Origin of the sequence: Gaetbulibacter aquiaggeris (assembly GCF_044003965.1) — a bacterium.
Lineage (GTDB): Bacteria > Bacteroidota > Bacteroidia > Flavobacteriales > Flavobacteriaceae > Yeosuana > Yeosuana aquiaggeris.
Genome location: NZ_JBAWKC010000003.1, coordinates 442118 through 459932, shown reverse-complemented (window position 1 = coordinate 459932; position 17815 = coordinate 442118). Strand labels below are relative to the sequence as shown.

The following is a 17815-nucleotide window of genomic DNA, read 5'->3' as shown; positions in this document are numbered from 1 at the left end:
TTATTCATTGTCAGTTATAAAAACATTTTTTGCTTTAGCCTCAAAGTTTCTATAGAATAAGACTTCCTTATAAAATCTTTATTGTCATGAAGTCTTCTGCTAATCAAAAGTTTCGTCCCTTATTCTTTTTTGTTAATAACAAAAAGGTTACTTCGTTTTTATCGATGTTATTAGCGCTTTCATTTTTAAGCCTTATTATAGGCTGTTCTTATTACAACGTAAGAAGTGTAACATCTAGTTCTGAAACAATGTCCAATCAAATTAATGAATTCAATAAGACGAAGAATTATGCTATTATACATTCTGGACAGAACACATGGCACTTAAAAAATCTAATTTTAAATGAAGATAATAAAACAATATCCGGCACTGTTGACATTGTTGTTCCAAATCACATTCCACTTAAACCTCGGGATTCAAAAAGAGTTCATAGATATAATAGTCAAAAAACGCCACTAAATGAAATTCATTTTTATTTAAACACAATTAATGTTCCTGAATATGGCTCGCAAATTACTATTCCGTTCTCTGAAATTGTTTCAATATCTGTAAATGATAAAAATACTGGTCGCTCCATAGCAAATGCGTTTTTAGGAACTATAGGAGTAATAGCAGGGATTTTTATAATTGTTCTTGCAACAAAGAGCTCTTGTCCATTTATATATGTTAAAAACGGTGAAGAATTTATTTTTACTGGTGAGTTGTACCCAGGAATTTTAACAGCCAATCAGCAACGTGATGATTATTTATTATTACCTCATTTAAATGAAGTCAATAATGAATATAGCATTAAAATTACAAATGAATTAAAAGAGATCCAATATACTGATTTTATCCAATTATTAGAAGTGAATCATCCGGACAATGTGAAGGTGCTATTAGATAAAAATGGTCATACTCAAACATTTTCCAATATCAATTCACCAGTTAATGTTTTAGTAGATCATTTAAATATAGACAATACTCCAGCATTAGCTAAGGACAACAATTCTTATTTGTTTAATTCAAAAATCAACACAACGAGTAGTATTAGAAATATTGAATTAGAATTTAATAAGCCTAAACATTCTGAAAAAGCAAAATTATTTTTAACCGTTAAAAATTCTATGTGGTTAGATTATGTTTTTGGAAAATTTAACGAACAATTTGGGACATATTACGCGCAATTTCAAAAAGATCAACAAGAATCTACAAAAGAAAAAAGCAACCAATGGATGAACGCCCAAAACATACCATTATCAGTGTATTTAAAAACCAATAGTGGATGGGAATTGGTTGATACAATTAACACCGTAGGCCCGATGGCTTCAAGAGATATTGCTATCCCAATTGATATAAGTAGTGTTTTAGAAGAGCAAGTAGTAATAAAACTTGAAACAGGATTTATGTTTTGGGAAGTAGATTATGCCGGTATTGATTTTACAGAAAATTTGGTCTTAGATGTTAATTATATTAATCCTGATGAGGCGATTGATGGTCATAATAACAATGTGACTAAACTATTATCCGCAGCAGATCAAAATTATTTTGTTCAGCCTAATATAGGAGATGAAGTTGTGGTTAATTTTAAAATAAGTGACTCAAAACCAGATGGAAATAGAACGTTCTTTTTGAAAAACAGAGGCTATTATAATTATATCAGGAACTATGATGGTGTGCCCAATTTTAAAAAATTAAGATTATTCAAAGAAGCCGGTGCATTTACTGATTTTTCAAAGTATGAATATGAAGCCTTAATGGATTATGAAAATCAATTTGATTTAGCCTCTAATAATAAATAGATTCGGGTAATGATAGTTGAACTTCAGGAAGAAAAGCTAAAAGAAAGAAGATTAATTTCCACAACAATTGATATTTCTGGCAAACTGCGAATTGTAAACGGTTTTAGACTGAAGCTAATCCGTTTACGAATAAAATTAACACTTTTAAAAGTTATTGTAAAATGTTATCGTAATCCTGTAGATTGGATTCGAGCTCTTCGCTATTTAATTCAATTAAGAAGACGGTTTCTAGGAAACAATAAAGTCCGTAAAATGGCCCATATCAATGGTAAATATCATATTGGCATCTATACACCAGGATGGAAAAGTAAAATATATGAGCAGTTTATTGCCTCTCAGCTAAATGATTTTAAACAAATAACAAATCTTAAGGTTAATAGATTTAATAACATTTTTTTTGCGATTACCAAAAAATGCGCTTTGCAATGCGAACATTGTTTTGAATGGGATAATTTAAATAAGAAAGAAGTTTTAGAAACTAGCGAATTACACGCGATAGTGCAAAAAATTCAAGATAAAGGAGTTAGTCAAATTCACTTATCTGGTGGAGAACCTTTGATTAAAATGGACGCATTGGTTGAAATTTTAAAAGGTGCTGATAAATCATCGGAATTTTGGGTAGTGACTTCCGGCTTTAAATTGAATGATACTAACGCTAAACGTTTAAAAGAAGCAGGTTTGACGGGTGCCATTATTAGTTTAGATCATTTTATTCCAGAACTTCATAATAAGTTCAGACATTTTAATGATGCTTATTATTGGGTTGAAGAAGCCGTTAAAAATGCGAATAATAATAATCTTATTACCGCACTTTCGCTTTGTGCCACCAAAGACTTTATAAGTGAAGATAATTTAATGTCGTATATGACTTTGGCAAAAGAATTAAAGGTATCCTTTGTTCAACTTTTAGAACCTAAAGCCGTTGGACATTACTCAAACAAAGATATTATTCTCAATAATGAACAAATAGATTTATTAGAAAATTTCTTTAGAAAAATGAACTTTAATAAAGAATATAGTACATATCCTATAATCGTCTACCACGGATATTATCAGCGTAGACAAGGTTGTTTTAGTGGTGGAAAAAAAGGAATATATATTGACACAGACGGTGACATGAACGCCTGTCCATTTTGCCATAAAAAAACAGGAAATGTTTTAGATTCAAATTTTGAACAAAACCTTGAAATTTTAAAAAATGAAGGCTGTAAGAGTTACAATATGTATTGAAAGCTACTTAATTTGACTTCATGAAGCTTTTTTATTTTACTTGTAGTTTTTTATGTAAAGCTCGATTCAGTAGAATGAACCAAGAAAGACAAAAGATGAAGGTAATTTTTTGTATTAACGGTAATGTGTATAATAATAGCTCTGTTTCATAGATGTAATAATTTGTCAAAAACAAAACTAAACATATAATCCCTAGATAAAAAAGCATGAGATATTGGTCTCTGTATAACTCAAAAACGGCAAGAATCAGAGCTACAGTTCCAAAAACACCTGCAATACGAATGATAATATCATGAACTTCTGAAGCTAAAAATAAGGTAATAACCATGGAAAGGATTCCTGCGACACTCATAATAATTTGGCCCTTATTTTTTACCGTAAATAGTTTGGGTAAATAGACCCATAGCAGCATTAAACTAAAACAAAGAATGGCTAATGCCATACGTGCATAGGTCCGTGCTGTATTTTGTAGGCCATTTATGGTTTGTCCATCTAATAAATCGCATAAATAATTATCCTTAAGATTAAATCCCATCTTATTAGGAAACGTATATGACCCCCCAGGATATTGCATAGCCGCAATAATATAAAATACAACAAAAAGTATCATACCAGCCATAGGTAACCGAATAAATACATGATGTTTTTTATTGATCAAAGTAGTCATTTAACAATTCTTTAAATTATAACCAAGAGCAATTCATAAATATATAAAAACTGAATGTCAGTACTCTTGATTTTTATCAGTGTAGACTCCAGTTAATGTTATTAAAGATTTGCTGAAAGTATGTGCCATTAAACCACATGAATCTTGGTGAACAGACACTCTCTTTTTGCACAAAATAAGAGGAAAGCATAAAGCATGGAATGGATTATATTCTAAACATGAACCAAAAATCATAAACACTTAAAATCATTCCATTTCTGACTGATAAACATCATTTCTTATAACAATAAGGCTAATTAACTTTAAAGTTATGAAAAAATCACACTTCTTAAAATTTACTTTAAGCATTATCATTTTCATAATGCCTTTGATAATAGCATTCGGTCAAAAAGATCTTTCAGCAACAGATATTGTTAAAAAGGCTGATGATAATATGCGTGGTAAAACTTCAGAAGCGACTATTACTATTAAAATAATCAGACCTACTTGGAGTAGAGAAATGACTATGAAAGCCTGGAGTAAAGGCGATGATTATTCAATGATATTAATTACAAGTCCTGCCAAAGAAAAGGGCACTGTTTTTTTAAAACGCATAAAAGAGGTTTGGAACTGGATTCCATCAATAGAACGAAACATCAAATTACCTCCCTCTATGATGTCACAAAGTTGGATGGGAACCGACTTTACCAATGACGATTTAGTAAAGGAAGCCTCTTCAGTAGTAGATTATGACCATACCATTTTAGGTAAAGATTCAGTTTTAGATAAAGACTGTTATAAAATTCAAATGATCCCTAAGCCATCAGCTGCGATTGTTTGGGAAAAGGTAATTGTCTGGATAGATACTGCAGATTTTTTACAGTTAAAAGCTGAATTCTATGATGAAGACGGCGCATTAGTAAACATTATGAATTCTAGTGATATAAAAGAATTAGGTGGAAGAAAAATAACCTCAAAAATTGAAATGTTTCCTGTTGATAAAGAAGGACACAGCACCGTAATAATATACAATGATATCAATTTTGATAAACCCATTAACGATAACTTCTTCACCACAAGGAATATGAAACAATTAAAATAATGTTACTAAAACTAGCTTGGTTAAATATATGGCGTAATAAACGTAGAACAATCATCACGGCCACCTCTGTGTTTTTCGCCGTGTTACTGGCTATAATTTTTCGTTCGTTAACCGATGGTATTTATGATAATATGATTCATAACGTGGTGAGTTATTCCTCCGGTTACCTGCAAATCCACCAAAAAGGGTATTGGGATGAGCAGTCTATTGATAATACATTTGAAGAAGATGAACAATTGTATAAAGAGTTACTTAAAAACCCCAAGGTGACGCACCTTATGCCTCGTTTGCAAACATTTGCATTGGCATCGTATTCTAACAAAACAAAAGGCGTTCTTGTTTTAGGTGTAGATCCTGTTAAAGAAAAAGAAGTAAATAATCTACACGATAAAATTGTAGCTGGTAAATACATTGAAAGTGTAAACGATAATGCGGTTGTATTAGGTGAAGGATTAGCGGCTCAATTAAAACTAAAAGTAAATGATACTTTAGTGCTATTAGGACAAGGCTATCACGCAAGTAGCGCTGCAGCTAAATTCAGAGTAAAAGGCCTTATAAAACTAGGTGCAATAGAACTGAATAATAATGTGGTGTATATGCCTTTGCAACAATCACAATACATGCATGGAGCTGAAAATAGATTAACATCCGTTTCGGTAATGTTAGATAAAGCTACCAATTTAGAAAAACTAAAACAGTCTATACAAGAATCAATAGATTCTGATACTTATGAAGTAATGAGTTGGAAAGAAATGATGCCAGAAATGGATCAGTTTATCGAAGCAGATAGTACAGGACATAATATTATTATCGGCATCCTGTATTTTATCATTTCTTTCGGGTTATTTGGTACGTTGTTAATGATGATTTTTGAGCGAAAGCACGAGTTAGGAATCTTGATTGCTATAGGAATGAAAAAGCATTTACTGGCTTTGGTACTGTTATTAGAATCTATTATGATTTCCTTAATTGGTTGTTTTACAGGTGTTATTGCAGGTATACTTTTAATAAAATGGTTTACCATACATCCCGTTTATTTTACTGGAGAACTGAAAGAAGTTTATGAAGATTACGGTATAGAATCCATCATATACTTTTCTGATCATGAGAAAATTTTTATTATTCAAACTTTAATCGTTTTACTATTATCTATTCTATTAGCCTTTTATCCAGGTTATAAAGTGATGAAATTAAAACCTGTTGAAGCTATAACTAGTTAATTATGTTGTTTCAAATTGCTTGGCGAAATATTTGGCGTAATAAAGCCCGAAGCTTAGTTGTAATAAGCTCTATTATTATTGGTGTGTGGGCAGGTATTTTTATTATGTCTTTTGCTTGGGGTTTATATAAAAACAATATTGATGAATCTGTTTATAGACAACTATCTCACATTCAAATTCATCATCCAACTTTTGGTGAGGAGAATGATTCTAAATTCACTATCACAAATACGGATAAGATTGTAAAACAATTACAATCTGATAATCGCATTGCTTCAGTAAGTTCTCGCGTTATTTCCACCGGAATGATCACTTCGCCAACAACAGCAGGTGGTGTGACCATTTACGGAATTAATCCTGCTTCAGAAATTATTCAAATTAGATTGAATGAGTATGTAAGAGAAGGCGCCTATTTTGATTCAGGTAAACAAAATGAAATTCTCATTGGCGAAAAATTAGCAAAAAAACTTAAAGTTAAGTTCAAAAGTAAAGTGGTTTTAACCTTTACCAATGTTAATTCAGAAATCGTTTCGGGTGCCTTTAGAATTAGTGGAATTTACAGATCTAAAAATATTTCGTTAGACGAAGTAAATGTATATGTGCAACAAAAACACTTGCAGGAACTGTTGGAGCTAAAATCATCAGAAAGTAACGAGATAGCCATATTGGTAAAAGATGAAGAACAATTAGATACCATTAAAAAGTTCAGTGTTGGAGTAGTGCCTAAAGGAAAAATTGAAGATTGGAAAGCGCTTTCGCCAGAGTTAAGCATGATTATAGAGTCATTTAATTTATACACCTACATTATTAGCGGCATTATTCTTTTAGCATTAACATTTGGCATTATTAACACCATGCTCATGTCTGTTTTGGAGCGTATTCGAGAACTTGGAATGTTGATGGCTATTGGCTTGAATAAGCGTAAGATATTCCTAATGATTATGCTGGAAACAATCTATTTAACAGTAATAGGCAGCCCAATTGGTCTGTTAGTTGGATGGTTAACCGTTGAATTATTAGGAAAAACAGGCATCAACATCTCTATGTTTTCAGAAGGATTAGCGTCTTATGGATTCAGTTCCATGATCTATCCAGAATTAGAGCAAGAAAAATATCTAATTATTGTGACTATGTGTTTAATAACAGCTGTATTGTCTGCTATTTACCCAGCTTATAAAGCCCTGCAATTAAACCCATCTGAAGCAATACGTAAAATTTAAAGTTATGGCAAAAACAATTATAGATGCACATAATGTGAGTAAAACATTCAACCCAAAAACGGTTCCAGTACATGCGGTTCAAGATGTGCATCTTCATATAGAAGAAGGGGAGTTTATCGCTTTAGTTGGACCTTCAGGCTCAGGAAAATCTACTTTATTGAATATGATGGGTGGATTAGACGAGCCCACTTCAGGTACTGTTTTTATTGATGGTGTAGAAATTACGAAGCTTTCAGAAAATAAATTGATAGATTTTAGATTACGAAATATCGGTTTCGTCTTTCAGTCATTTAATTTGATTCCTGTTCTTACTTCAAAAGAGAATATAGGCTTTGTTTTGCAACTGCAGCATATGACAAGAAAAGAACGAGAAAAAAGGGTGCATACTTTATTAAAAGAAGTAGGTCTTGAAGATAAAACAGACAGTAAACCTGGCGAGCTTTCAGGTGGACAACAACAGCGTGTAGCCGTTGCCAGAGCTTTAGCTTCTAAACCAAAAATAATATTAGCCGATGAGCCAACAGCAAATTTAGACTCTAAATCTGCTGCTAATTTGCTGGATATTATGGCAAAGCTTAACAAAGAAGAAAAAATCACCTTTTTGTTTTCTACTCACGACCAAAGAGTGATAAATAAAGCAAGAAGAGTAATAACATTGGTTGATGGTAAAATAGATTCAGATGTTGAGCAAGTACCTACCTAATCATTATGAAAAGGTTGTTTTTAACATATCTGTTACTAATCACTTTGACTACTATATGCGCCCAAGAAAAGGAGGAAAAGTTAGTGCTGTATGGTTATATTAAAAATCTACACGAATTCAGCTTTATTAACAACTTAGATCAGTTACAATGGACCAGCTTATTGCACAACAGATTGAATTTTAAATATATTCCTACTGAAAAGCTTAGGGTTAGGTTAGAATTAAGAAACAGGCTGTTTTACGGTGACAATGTTAAAAATATATTCGGTTTTTCAAAATTCATTTCTCAAGACCATGGGATTACGGATCTTTCCTGGAATATAATCGACAACAAAGACATTCTTTTCAATACAACCATTGACAGGGCTTTAATTAATTATGCAAAAGGAGATTGGGATATTACCTTAGGAAGACAGCGTGTTAACTGGGGAATGAATTTAATTTGGAACCCGAATGATATCTTTAATACCTACAATTTTTTAGATTTTGATTATGAAGAACGTCCTGGTAGTGATGCTTTAAGAGTACAATATTATATAGGCACCTTTAGCAAAATTGAAGTGGCGGCCAAAAAGGGGAAAAGTGCTGATGATAAAATAGTAGCAGCTATGTATATGTTTAATAAAGAATCTTATGATATACAGCTCATTACAGGTGTTTACCTAAATGATTGGGTTATTGGAGCCGGTTGGGCTGGAAATTTGAAAAATGCCGGTTTTAAAGGAGAAGTTTCCTATTTTATGCCTTATGAAACTTATTTTAATTCAGAAAATGTTTTGAGTGCAGCGATATCCATTGATTATGGTTTTAAAAAAGGATTGTATATCAATGGCTCTGTTTTATATAATAGTAGTGCAGACGAGGCGTCTGGTAACATAGGGTATATAATATATACCGATTTAAATCCAAAAAATTTAATGCCTTATAAGTATTCAGGATTTCTGCAACTGGCTAAAGAATTTACACCCATTTTCAGGGGTGCTGTGAGCACCATTTACTCACCAACCAATCATTCCGTCATCATAATGCCAACCTTTGATTATTCAGTGGCTACCAACTGGGAACTTAATTTTACAGGGCAATCTTTTTTTGAATTTGAAAATTATCAGACTTTAGGGAATAGTCTTTTTGTAAGATTGCGATGGAGTTTTTGATTTTCTTTTAATATGTTAAATATTGCTCAAAGAGCTACGGCCTGGATTATTCTAAAATCTATTATAATGTACCGCGTTATGTAACTTGAGCTTTATTCACAATATTTTTATTTGATATTATTATGCTCATGAATCTTCAATTTCTATTTTATATAATATTAATAGTTACTATCAAAAAGTTTAAATAGGAATATGAAGATAGTAAGTGCTTGGAATTTTATTTTTCTTAAAATTTAAGCTCTTACAGAAAGCCACGAGAATCGCGTATAAAAAAATACTTTTTGTAAAATATTAAAAAATAATCTATAACTTGTAGCATTAATAATTAATCTAAATTTAGACACCATGAAGTTAATAGTTAGCGAAATAAACCATTATTGGGTTCACTTTCAAGCAGGACAGAGCAAAGAACATCTTATTTACCCGAATATCATTGTAAAATGTTATCATGATGATGATTTTATTTTGCAGTTAAATTTCTATCCCGATAATAAAACCCTACCCGATAATTATTACGACGTTAATTCTAAATTAGTGTACTTGCGCTACCGTTTGTCTATGTATGCCAATGTTATAGACCTTTTGAGAAATGAAAAACCAATTTATTTTAGTTATTCTCAAAAATCGAATGTAGGTTACGTACGAACTGGGAAAGAACCCATAGGAGAAGGAGATAATGATGTTGATTTCGATCATTAATAGTATTGCGTTGTAAGTTAGTTGCCAATAAACATACGTTAATTGCCTTTATTAAAATTTCTGGACCATTTTAAAGTATAGAAGAATTGAATTAGTTGTTTTGATCCTATGTCTTTTTACAAAATATGTATCAATATGAATCCTTAAGAATGCATATCTAATATTATATGAAATAGCAAAGCTAGACGGCAATATCAATATATGATAAAATGTTCTATAATTTATATTATGTAAAATAGCGTTTTTTGGTAACTACTCTATCTGGAGATTTTATTATACAAAAAAACCATATACTTAAGCATATGGTTTTAATATTCTTGCTGACACTTATATATTATAAATATTCTAAGAAATACTTCATCATTTCTTCTTTTAATTCATAATGCATTCTAATATAGGTTTTCATATCTTCTCGCAACGTATGTTGTTCATTTTGTAACCTTCCATCAATCTCTTCACTATAATCAGCAACATGTATTTTTTGCATTTTTCTTTTGCATCTATGCATCAATTTAGAAATAACATCTTTTTCAATCATAATTCTATTTTGGAAATTTTCTAATGGTATTGTGGCACTTTTTCCAAATTCTCTACTTGCTATTTCTTCTAATTTCTCTTCAAACGTATCCATTTCATTAAAATGGAAACGTAATTCCCTCTTCCAGGTTTCTAAATTAAATTTTAAATCACTTAAATATGATATTTTAGTTTGCATATGACTTGTTTTTATAAATTATACTTCTTCTTTTTGTACTTCTTTTACCAACTCATTTTGAACATTTGGTGGTACGGGTTGGTATGATGAAAATGCCGTGCTAAAAGTAGCCCTACCTTGTGTTAATGATCTTAAATCTGTTGAATAACCATATAATTCAGCCGCTGGCGTAATAGATTTCAATATTTGATAGTTATTATTGCTCTCAAAACCCTGTATGATGGAACGTCTCGATTGCAGATCAGTCATGACATTACCTACCATTTCTTCAGGTACTTTAACTACAAGCTCATTAGTTGGCTCTAATAATTTAGGATTTGCATTTAAAAAGGCTTCTTTAAAGGCATGTGCTCCAGCTATTTTAAAGGAAATATCATTAGAATCTACTGAATGCATTTTACCATCATAAACCATGACTCGCACATCTCTTATATAGGAACCTGTTAATGGGCCGTCTTCCATAACTTCTAAAACACCTTTCATTATAGATGGTAAATAACGTTGGTCAATAACACCTCCAACAATACAGTTATAGAAAATCAATTTTCCTCCCCATGGTAGCTCAATTTCTTCTTTTCCTCTTAAGCTAAACCCTTCTGGTTCAGGCATGCCTTCATTCCAAGGCTCTATTTTCATATGGACTTCACCAAATTGACCAGATCCACCAGATTGCTTTTTATGTTTGTAACTTGCAGTAGATGAACGCTGTATGGTTTCCCGGTAAGTTATTTTTGGTTTTGTGAATGTAGCATTTATCCCATAAACATTTTTTAATGTCCAGTCTATGGTTGCTAAGTGCAATTCGCCTTGACAACCTAACAATTGTTGTTTAGACTCTTGTGAATATTCTAATACTACTGTCGGATCTTGACTATGAATTTTTTTAATTGCATCAATCAATTTTTCTTCATCTTGTTTTGCAACTGCACCTACACTTTTTTTGATTCTAGGTTCTGGAAAATTAATTGGTTTAATAGTAATTTTGCTTTTTGCAGCTCTTAACGTATCGTTTGTATCTGTATATTTTAATTTTAGAGTGGCTCCAATATCACCAACGGTTAATTTTGTAACGGGCTGTCTTTCTTTACCATCCATTATAAATAACTGATTTATAATTTCGGTTTCGTCGTTTCTTGAATTAATTAATTTATCATTAATATTCACTTCACCTGATTTTACTTTAAAAAAAGTAATCTGACCTAAATTGGGCTGTTGAATAGTTTTAAAAACAAATAAAGAGGTTGGCGCTCCTACTTCACGATTTATAGTTTCTCCTTCTTCACTTTGCTCCTCATTTAATTCTGATGCTGCTGGTGCCACATTATCTATAAAGCCCATTAAGCGTCCGGTTCCCATATCATTTAAGGCGGATACACAAAATACAGGGAATAATTCATGATTCAACATGCCTGCCTTAATACCCTGACGCATTTCATTTTCGTTAAGAGTCCCTTTATCAAAGAATAACTCTAATAATTCTTCGTCGTTTTCTGCTGCTTTCTCAACTAATTCATTGTGTAATGCATCTGCTATAGCCTTTTGATCTTTTGGTATTTCCAATTTTTCAGGTTTCCCTCCTTCTTTACCAAATTTGTACATCTTCATTTTTAATACATCAATGATGCACTGTGAGCCATCAACAATTAATGGATACTGCATTTTTACAGCATTATTTCCTACTAAGGATTTTATGCTATTAAAACTTTCATCAAATTTAAAGTCCGGATGATCAATCTGATTTATAACAAATAAGGTTGGTCTGTTATATTTATCTATATAGTTCCAGATAATTTCAGTACCAACCTCTACGCCTTGTCTACCGTTAATAACGGCGACAACCGTGTCTCCAACTTTAATAGATGAAATAATTTCACCAATAAAATCGTCTAAACCTGGAGTGTCAATAATATTTATTTTGTAATTACGCCATTCTGTATGCATAGGCGTTGCATATATTGATGCTTCACGCTCCTGTTCAATACTTTGATAATCAGAAACGGTGTTACGATCTTCTACGGTGCCACGTCTGTTTAATAGACCTGCTTCAAACAACATGGTTTCAGAAAGTGTGGTTTTTCCACTGTTATGAGCCCCAACTAAAACAATGTTTTTTATGTGTTTTTCGTCAAATATTTTCATGCTACTGGATTAATTATTATGAAAATAAAACTAACTCCATTAAAGTAATAAAAAAATGATTTAAATCATCTAAAAACTTTAAAAAAATATGTAGTTAAATAATACATGATGAATTTTGATGTTTGTTAAAACAATATTAAACTTTCCTTAAATATGCGATTAAGGTCCTTTAAACAATCTTATAAAACTATATTTGCACGCTTGTAGAAGAAAATTAATAATGAAACAGAAGACTAAATTGAAATCGGAGAAATCGCGTGTAAAGTTATTACATCAGTATTACTCTTATACCGGGTTTTATACGTTTGTAGGACAGGCTATCAAAAAAGCATTGCCTTATATAATCGTCATTGTTTCCATTATATTTGTGTTAAACAAGTTTTTTAATATTGATAAAGGTTTAGTACATCTTACAGAAGTGCTTCCTGTACCAGGAGTATTGATATTTTTCTTTGCCTCAGAATCCTTTTTTGGTCTGGTTCCACCAGAAATTTTTATTGCATGGTCTGGTAAATTAAACCATCCATGGCTTTATCTAAGCATTTTATCTTTTTTGAGCTATTTTGGAGGACTTTGTTCTTATTGGATTGGTATAGGGATTACTAAAATTCCTTCTGTACACAACTATTTAGAACAAAAAATGGAAAAACAACTTAAAAACTCCAGGAAATGGGGAGGATTTTTAATTGTAGTCGGCGCTCTGTTACCTCTACCCTTTTCTATTTCCTGTATGGCTGCAGGTATTATTGAATTTCCCTTTAAAAGTGTTATTCTTTTTGGCTCCTTGCGTTTAGTGAGATTCCTGATTTATGGATTAGTTATTTTTCATGTTTTTTAATTGTAAGTAGAATTCAGTGTTTTAAATATCTATATACTATTTTTGCAAAAAAAATAAACCGATGTTATCATTTATAAATATCTTTAGAATAGTGGCCTTTTTAGAAGGTATGTCATATATATTATTATTGTTCATAGCGACGCCAATAAAATATTTTTTAAGCGACCCTAAATATGTAAAATTGTTAGGGATGCCTCATGGCCTGCTCTTTATAACTTATATAGTGATTGCATTTATGTTTAAAACGGACACTAACTGGACAAAGCCACAATTTTATTCGGTTTTATTAGCATCAATTATTCCTTTTGGAACTTTTTATGTAGATAGAAAGTATTTAAATATCATAAAATAATATGGACACTATAAAGCATTTACTTTACGATTATTTGATTTCTGCCAATTTTTCAGAGACTTCTGCTAAATACCTTAATATGATGGCATTAGCGATTTCCTTGTTTGTTATTGTATTGATTATTGATTTTATTACTAGAAAAATATTAGTTCAAATATTTACAAAGTTTGCTTCTAAATCAAAAACGAATTTTGATGATTTATTAGTCACCAATAAAGTCCCTAGAAACATTGCTCATGTCATTCCATTATTGTTCATGATAGAATTAATGCCAATTGTACTTACTGATTTTAATTATTATGAAAATATAGCAGAAAAGGGATTAAAAACTTTTTCTATTTTATTAACGCTTTGGATTGTACGCAGTGTTTTAAACGCATTAAAAGATTATTTTAAAACATTGCCACAACTAAAAGATAAACCTATAGATAGTTACATTCAGGTGTTTATGATTTTTGCATGGGTAATTGGTGTTTTTTCAGCCATTGCCATCCTAACAGGAATTGCATTTATAAATTTCATTACAGGTCTAGGTGCTGCTTCAGCGGTTATTATCTTAATTTTTAAGGATACTATTTTAGGATTTGTGGCCAGTATACAGGTTTCGATTAATGATATGGTGCATATTGGCGACTGGATTACTTTTGAAAAGTATGGTGCTGATGGCGATGTTATTGAAATAAATTTAGCAACTGTCAAGGTTCAAAACTTTGATAAAACGATTACTACCATTCCAACTTATGCCTTGATTTCAGATTCTTTTAAGAATTGGCGAGGTATGGTCAATTCTGAAGGCAGACGTATTAAGCGAGCTTTAAATATTAAGTTAAATAGTGTTAAGTATTTAACTAAAGATGAAATAGATAGACTAAAAAAAGTTCAATTAATTACTTCTTATTTAGACAAGCGTGAAAGTGATATTAATGGTTTTAATACAAATCATAAAATTGATAAAGAATTACCTTTAAATGGAAGAAACCTCACCAATATAGGTGTGTTTAGAAAATATGCACAAACCTATCTTGAACAGCATTCTGCCATCAATAAGGATATGATGATTATGGTGAGGCAATTAGCGCCGACGGCACAAGGAATCCCTTTAGAAATTTATGCTTTTAGTACAGATAAGCGTTGGGAAAATTATGAATATATCATGTCGGATATATTTGACCACTTAATCGCCGCCGTTCCTTATTTTGATTTAGAGGTTTATGAACTTCCAACGGGTTCAAGTTTTATAATGCATCAAAAGAGTTAAAAAAGCAAATTATTTAATAATTAGCTTTTTATTTCTAATTCTATATTTGAATTCCCGTCAAAAGTCTTATCAAATAAAGGCTTATCAATAGACTTTAGATAAAAAAAAGCGAGCTTCAAATGAAGCTCGCTTTTTTAAAATATAAAATAATCTTTATTTATAGGTTGCTCGCCAACCAATCACCTACTTCTTTCGTTCCAAAAGACTTACCACCATCGGCTAAATCTTCAGTAACCATACCTTCAGCCAAGGCTTTATTAACGACTGATCTAATAGCAGCACCTTCTTCTGGTAAATTAAATGCCATTTCAAACATCATAGCTGCAGATAACACCGTTGCTAAAGGATTAGCTATGTTTAATCCTGTTGCTTGAGGATACGACCCGTGAATTGGTTCAAATAATTGGTTGTCAGTCCCAACAGATGCCGATGGCATTAATCCCATAGATCCCGAAATTACAGACGCTTCATCCGTTAAAATATCTCCAAATAGATTTTCGGTAATTAATACATCATAACTGTTTGGCCATTGTACCAAACGCATCGCTACGGCATCAACAAACTCATAACTCACTTTTACTTCTGGATACTCTTTTTCCATTGCTTGAACAGTTTCTCTCCATAATCGTGAAGTTTCTAATACATTAGCCTTATCCACACAACATAACTTTTTAGAACGCGTCATAGCTAACTCAAATCCTTTTTTAGCCAAACGTTGTACTTCTGATCGTGTATAAACACAGTTGTCAAAAGCAGTTTCACCACCATCTCTTCTTCCCTTTTCACCAAAATAAATACCACCTGTTAATTCCCGTAAAAACACTAAATCAGTACCTTCAATACGCTCTCTTTTTAATGGTGATTTATCAATTAATGATGGAAACGTGAATGTTGGACGCACATTAGCGAACAATCCTAATTTTTTACGCATTTTTAATAAGCCTTGTTCGGGTCTTACAGGTGCAGATGGATCGTTATCGTATTTTGGATGTCCAATAGCACCAAATAAAACAGCATCTGCATTCACGCATACTTCGTGTGTTGAATCTGGGTAAGGTTCTCCAAAAGCATCAATAGCTGCCGCTCCAGTTAATGCTGGTTTCCAAGTAATTTCATGTCCGAATTTCTTAGCAACCGCATCACTTACTTTTACTGCTTGTTCTATAACTTCCGGTCCAATACCGTCTCCGGCTAATAGCGCTATATTAAATTTCATGTATTTATGTTTAATTTCTTAACTAATAATAATATTGAGCATTTTTTCAGTGGCTTTAATCGCTGAAACCGTTTGATCGGAATCTAATCCTCTTGTTTTAAATTCTTTTTCTACACTTTTCCAAGTGATAATAGTTTCACATAAGGCATCTGAATGGCTTCCAGGAGGGATTCTAACGGCATAATCAATTAAATTCGGTAATATGATATCCACTTTCCTGAAAATGATTCTAATGGCGTTCATGAAGGCATCAAACTGCCCATCACCCAATGAGTTTTCTTCAAAAGTTTTACCATTTATAGTTATGGATACCGTAGTAGATGGTTTTAATCCTTTTGCATGGGTTAATACATAAGATTCCACTTTCACCTTTTCTTCATATGCAAAATCTAACACATCAGAAATAATATAAGGTAAATCTTCCTTTGTTACTACTTGCTTTTTATCGCCAAGTTCAATGATGCGCTGCGTGACTTTCTTTAAATCTTCATCATTCAATTGCAGCCCAAGTTCTTGAAGATTCTTTTGAATATTAGCTTTGCCAGATGATTTACCTAAGGCATATTTGCGCGTTCTTCCAAACCGTTCTGGTAACAAATCACTGAAATATAAATTCTTTTTATTGTCTCCATCTGCATGAATACCAGCTGTTTGCGTAAATACATTTGCTCCTATTACTGGTTTATTCGCCGGAATCATCACTCCAGAAAAATTTTCAACTAATTTACTTACGGTATATAAAACCTTTTCATTGACTCCAATTTCAATAAAAGGCATAAAATCATTGATAACTGCAATGGTACTTGCCATTGGTGCATTTCCAGCACGTTCACCCATTCCATTTATAGTTAAATGTAATCCGTCGGCTCCTGCTTTTAAAGCTTCCATAGCATTTGCCACACCTAGATCATAATCATTATGGGCATGAAAATCAAAATGGATATTAGGATATTTTGATTTAATTTCTGATACAAAAACAAATGATTCTTCCGGAGTTATGACTCCCAAAGTATCAGGAAGCATGACTCGTTTTACAGGCTGTGTTTTTAAAAACTCTAAAAACTCATAAACATACGCTTTTGAATTGCGCATGCCATTACTCCAGTCTTCTAAATACACATTGGTTTCAATCCCTTTCTCTTTAGCTAGCGCAATAGTTTCTGAAATTTCTTTAAAGTGCTGATTAGAAGTCTTTTTTAACTGATGAGTTAAATGATTTAATGAGCCTTTTGTAAGCAAGTTTTGAACTTTCGCTCCTGCTTCTAACATCCAATTAATTGAAACACCATTATCAACAAAAGTTAATACTTCAACAGCATCAATGTAACCATTATTACTCGCCCAGCTTGTAATACTTTTAACTGCTTGAAATTCACCTTCAGAAACTCTGGCAGAGGCAATTTCAATTCGATCAACCTTTAGTTCTTCTAATAAAAGCTTTGCAATGGTTAATTTTTCTGATGCAGAAAACGACACACCCGAGGTTTGTTCACCATCGCGTAACGTCGTATCCATTATTTCAATTTTTCTGGAAGCCATTTA

Annotated in this window: 16 protein-coding genes; 11 read left to right on the top strand and 5 right to left on the bottom strand. The window is 32.0% G+C overall.

Annotated features, from left to right (window positions below; all coding sequences use genetic code 11):
• Window positions 1–86 precede the first annotated feature (86 nt).
• Window positions 87–1781 carry a hypothetical protein gene (locus tag V8G56_RS11285; protein ID WP_395438559.1) on the top strand — a complete coding sequence of 565 codons (1695 nt, stop codon included), beginning with the start codon at window positions 87–89 and terminating at the stop codon, window positions 1779–1781.
• 9 nt (window positions 1782–1790) lie between these two features.
• Window positions 1791–3011, top strand: a complete 1221-nt coding sequence (locus V8G56_RS11280) for a radical SAM/SPASM domain-containing protein (RefSeq protein WP_395438558.1) — start codon at window positions 1791–1793, stop codon at window positions 3009–3011.
• 31 nt (window positions 3012–3042) lie between these two features.
• On the opposite strand, the gene V8G56_RS11275 is transcribed toward V8G56_RS11280, so the two are convergent.
• A complete protein-coding gene (locus V8G56_RS11275; RefSeq protein ID WP_395438557.1) occupies window positions 3043–3678 on the bottom strand; it encodes a hypothetical protein in 636 nt (211 codons plus the stop codon).
• A 310-nt stretch (window positions 3679–3988) separates the two neighbouring features.
• Between V8G56_RS11275 and V8G56_RS11270 the strand changes: the two genes are divergently transcribed.
• The 6 genes from V8G56_RS11270 (at window position 3989) to V8G56_RS11245 (ending at window position 9755) form a co-directional block, all read left to right on the top strand.
• Window positions 3989–4759, top strand: coding sequence for an outer membrane lipoprotein-sorting protein (locus tag V8G56_RS11270; protein ID WP_395438556.1), 771 nt, complete (start codon window positions 3989–3991; stop codon window positions 4757–4759).
• Window positions 4759–5979, top strand: coding sequence for an ABC transporter permease (locus tag V8G56_RS11265; RefSeq protein ID WP_395438555.1), 1221 nt, complete (start codon window positions 4759–4761; stop codon window positions 5977–5979). Before V8G56_RS11270 ends, V8G56_RS11265 begins: the two co-directional genes overlap by 1 nt.
• Before the next feature lie 2 nt (window positions 5980–5981).
• Window positions 5982–7199, top strand: coding sequence for an ABC transporter permease (locus V8G56_RS11260; RefSeq protein ID WP_395438554.1), 1218 nt, complete (start codon window positions 5982–5984; stop codon window positions 7197–7199).
• Between the two features lie 4 nt (window positions 7200–7203).
• Window positions 7204–7902, top strand: coding sequence for an ABC transporter ATP-binding protein (locus tag V8G56_RS11255; RefSeq protein ID WP_395438553.1), 699 nt, complete (start codon window positions 7204–7206; stop codon window positions 7900–7902).
• A gap of 5 nt (window positions 7903–7907) precedes the next feature.
• A complete protein-coding gene (locus tag V8G56_RS11250) occupies window positions 7908–9056 on the top strand; it encodes a hypothetical protein (protein ID WP_395438552.1) in 1149 nt (382 codons plus the stop codon).
• A 345-nt stretch (window positions 9057–9401) separates the two neighbouring features.
• A complete protein-coding gene (locus V8G56_RS11245; RefSeq protein ID WP_395438551.1) occupies window positions 9402–9755 on the top strand; it encodes a hypothetical protein in 354 nt (117 codons plus the stop codon).
• Window positions 9756–10089: 334 nt separating this feature from the next.
• On the opposite strand, the gene V8G56_RS11240 is transcribed toward V8G56_RS11245, so the two are convergent.
• Complete coding sequence (locus tag V8G56_RS11240) at window positions 10090–10470, bottom strand: hypothetical protein (protein WP_395438550.1); 381 nt, start codon at window positions 10468–10470, stop codon at window positions 10090–10092.
• An 18-nt stretch (window positions 10471–10488) separates the two neighbouring features.
• Complete coding sequence (locus V8G56_RS11235) at window positions 10489–12609, bottom strand: elongation factor G (RefSeq protein ID WP_395438549.1); 2121 nt, start codon at window positions 12607–12609, stop codon at window positions 10489–10491.
• 220 nt (window positions 12610–12829) lie between these two features.
• Between V8G56_RS11235 and V8G56_RS11230 the strand changes: the two genes are divergently transcribed.
• The 3 genes from V8G56_RS11230 (at window position 12830) to V8G56_RS11220 (ending at window position 15057) form a co-directional block, all read left to right on the top strand.
• Window positions 12830–13447, top strand: a complete 618-nt coding sequence (locus tag V8G56_RS11230) for a YqaA family protein (protein ID WP_395438548.1) — start codon at window positions 12830–12832, stop codon at window positions 13445–13447.
• 61 nt (window positions 13448–13508) lie between these two features.
• Complete coding sequence (locus tag V8G56_RS11225) at window positions 13509–13799, top strand: DUF3817 domain-containing protein (protein ID WP_395438547.1); 291 nt, start codon at window positions 13509–13511, stop codon at window positions 13797–13799.
• Between the two features lies 1 nt (window position 13800).
• Window positions 13801–15057, top strand: coding sequence for a mechanosensitive ion channel family protein (locus tag V8G56_RS11220; protein WP_395438546.1), 1257 nt, complete (start codon window positions 13801–13803; stop codon window positions 15055–15057).
• Between the two features lie 157 nt (window positions 15058–15214).
• Here the strand turns inward: V8G56_RS11220 and leuB are convergent, their stop codons facing one another.
• On the bottom strand, window positions 15215–16273 hold the full coding sequence (gene leuB / locus V8G56_RS11215; RefSeq protein ID WP_395438545.1) for a 3-isopropylmalate dehydrogenase: 1059 nt from the start codon (window positions 16271–16273) through the stop codon (window positions 15215–15217).
• 18 nt (window positions 16274–16291) lie between these two features.
• A complete protein-coding gene (locus V8G56_RS11210) occupies window positions 16292–17812 on the bottom strand; it encodes an alpha-isopropylmalate synthase regulatory domain-containing protein (protein WP_395438544.1) in 1521 nt (506 codons plus the stop codon).
• Window positions 17813–17815 lie beyond the last annotated feature (3 nt).

What these genes read in the sequence shown, in the direction of transcription:
- V8G56_RS11255 (WP_395438553.1), top strand. Translation starts at nt 7,204, where the DNA reads ATGGCAAAAACAATTATAGATGCACATAATGTGAGTAAAACATTCAAC.
- V8G56_RS11265 (WP_395438555.1), top strand. Translation starts at nt 4,759, where the DNA reads ATGTTACTAAAACTAGCTTGGTTAAATATATGGCGTAATAAACGTAGA.
- V8G56_RS11260 (WP_395438554.1), top strand. Translation starts at nt 5,982, where the DNA reads ATGTTGTTTCAAATTGCTTGGCGAAATATTTGGCGTAATAAAGCCCGA.
- V8G56_RS11225 (WP_395438547.1), top strand. Translation starts at nt 13,509, where the DNA reads ATGTTATCATTTATAAATATCTTTAGAATAGTGGCCTTTTTAGAAGGT.
- V8G56_RS11210 (WP_395438544.1), bottom strand. Translation starts at nt 17,812, where the DNA reads ATGGCTTCCAGAAAAATTGAAATAATGGATACGACGTTACGCGATGGT.
- V8G56_RS11220 (WP_395438546.1), top strand. Translation starts at nt 13,801, where the DNA reads ATGGACACTATAAAGCATTTACTTTACGATTATTTGATTTCTGCCAAT.
- V8G56_RS11235 (WP_395438549.1), bottom strand. Translation starts at nt 12,609, where the DNA reads ATGAAAATATTTGACGAAAAACACATAAAAAACATTGTTTTAGTTGGG.
- V8G56_RS11270 (WP_395438556.1), top strand. Translation starts at nt 3,989, where the DNA reads ATGAAAAAATCACACTTCTTAAAATTTACTTTAAGCATTATCATTTTC.
- V8G56_RS11230 (WP_395438548.1), top strand. Translation starts at nt 12,830, where the DNA reads ATGAAACAGAAGACTAAATTGAAATCGGAGAAATCGCGTGTAAAGTTA.
- leuB (WP_395438545.1), bottom strand. Translation starts at nt 16,273, where the DNA reads ATGAAATTTAATATAGCGCTATTAGCCGGAGACGGTATTGGACCGGAA.
- V8G56_RS11245 (WP_395438551.1), top strand. Translation starts at nt 9,402, where the DNA reads ATGAAGTTAATAGTTAGCGAAATAAACCATTATTGGGTTCACTTTCAA.
- V8G56_RS11240 (WP_395438550.1), bottom strand. Translation starts at nt 10,470, where the DNA reads ATGCAAACTAAAATATCATATTTAAGTGATTTAAAATTTAATTTAGAA.
- V8G56_RS11285 (WP_395438559.1), top strand. Translation starts at nt 87, where the DNA reads ATGAAGTCTTCTGCTAATCAAAAGTTTCGTCCCTTATTCTTTTTTGTT.
- V8G56_RS11275 (WP_395438557.1), bottom strand. Translation starts at nt 3,678, where the DNA reads ATGACTACTTTGATCAATAAAAAACATCATGTATTTATTCGGTTACCT.
- V8G56_RS11280 (WP_395438558.1), top strand. Translation starts at nt 1,791, where the DNA reads ATGATAGTTGAACTTCAGGAAGAAAAGCTAAAAGAAAGAAGATTAATT.
- V8G56_RS11250 (WP_395438552.1), top strand. Translation starts at nt 7,908, where the DNA reads ATGAAAAGGTTGTTTTTAACATATCTGTTACTAATCACTTTGACTACT.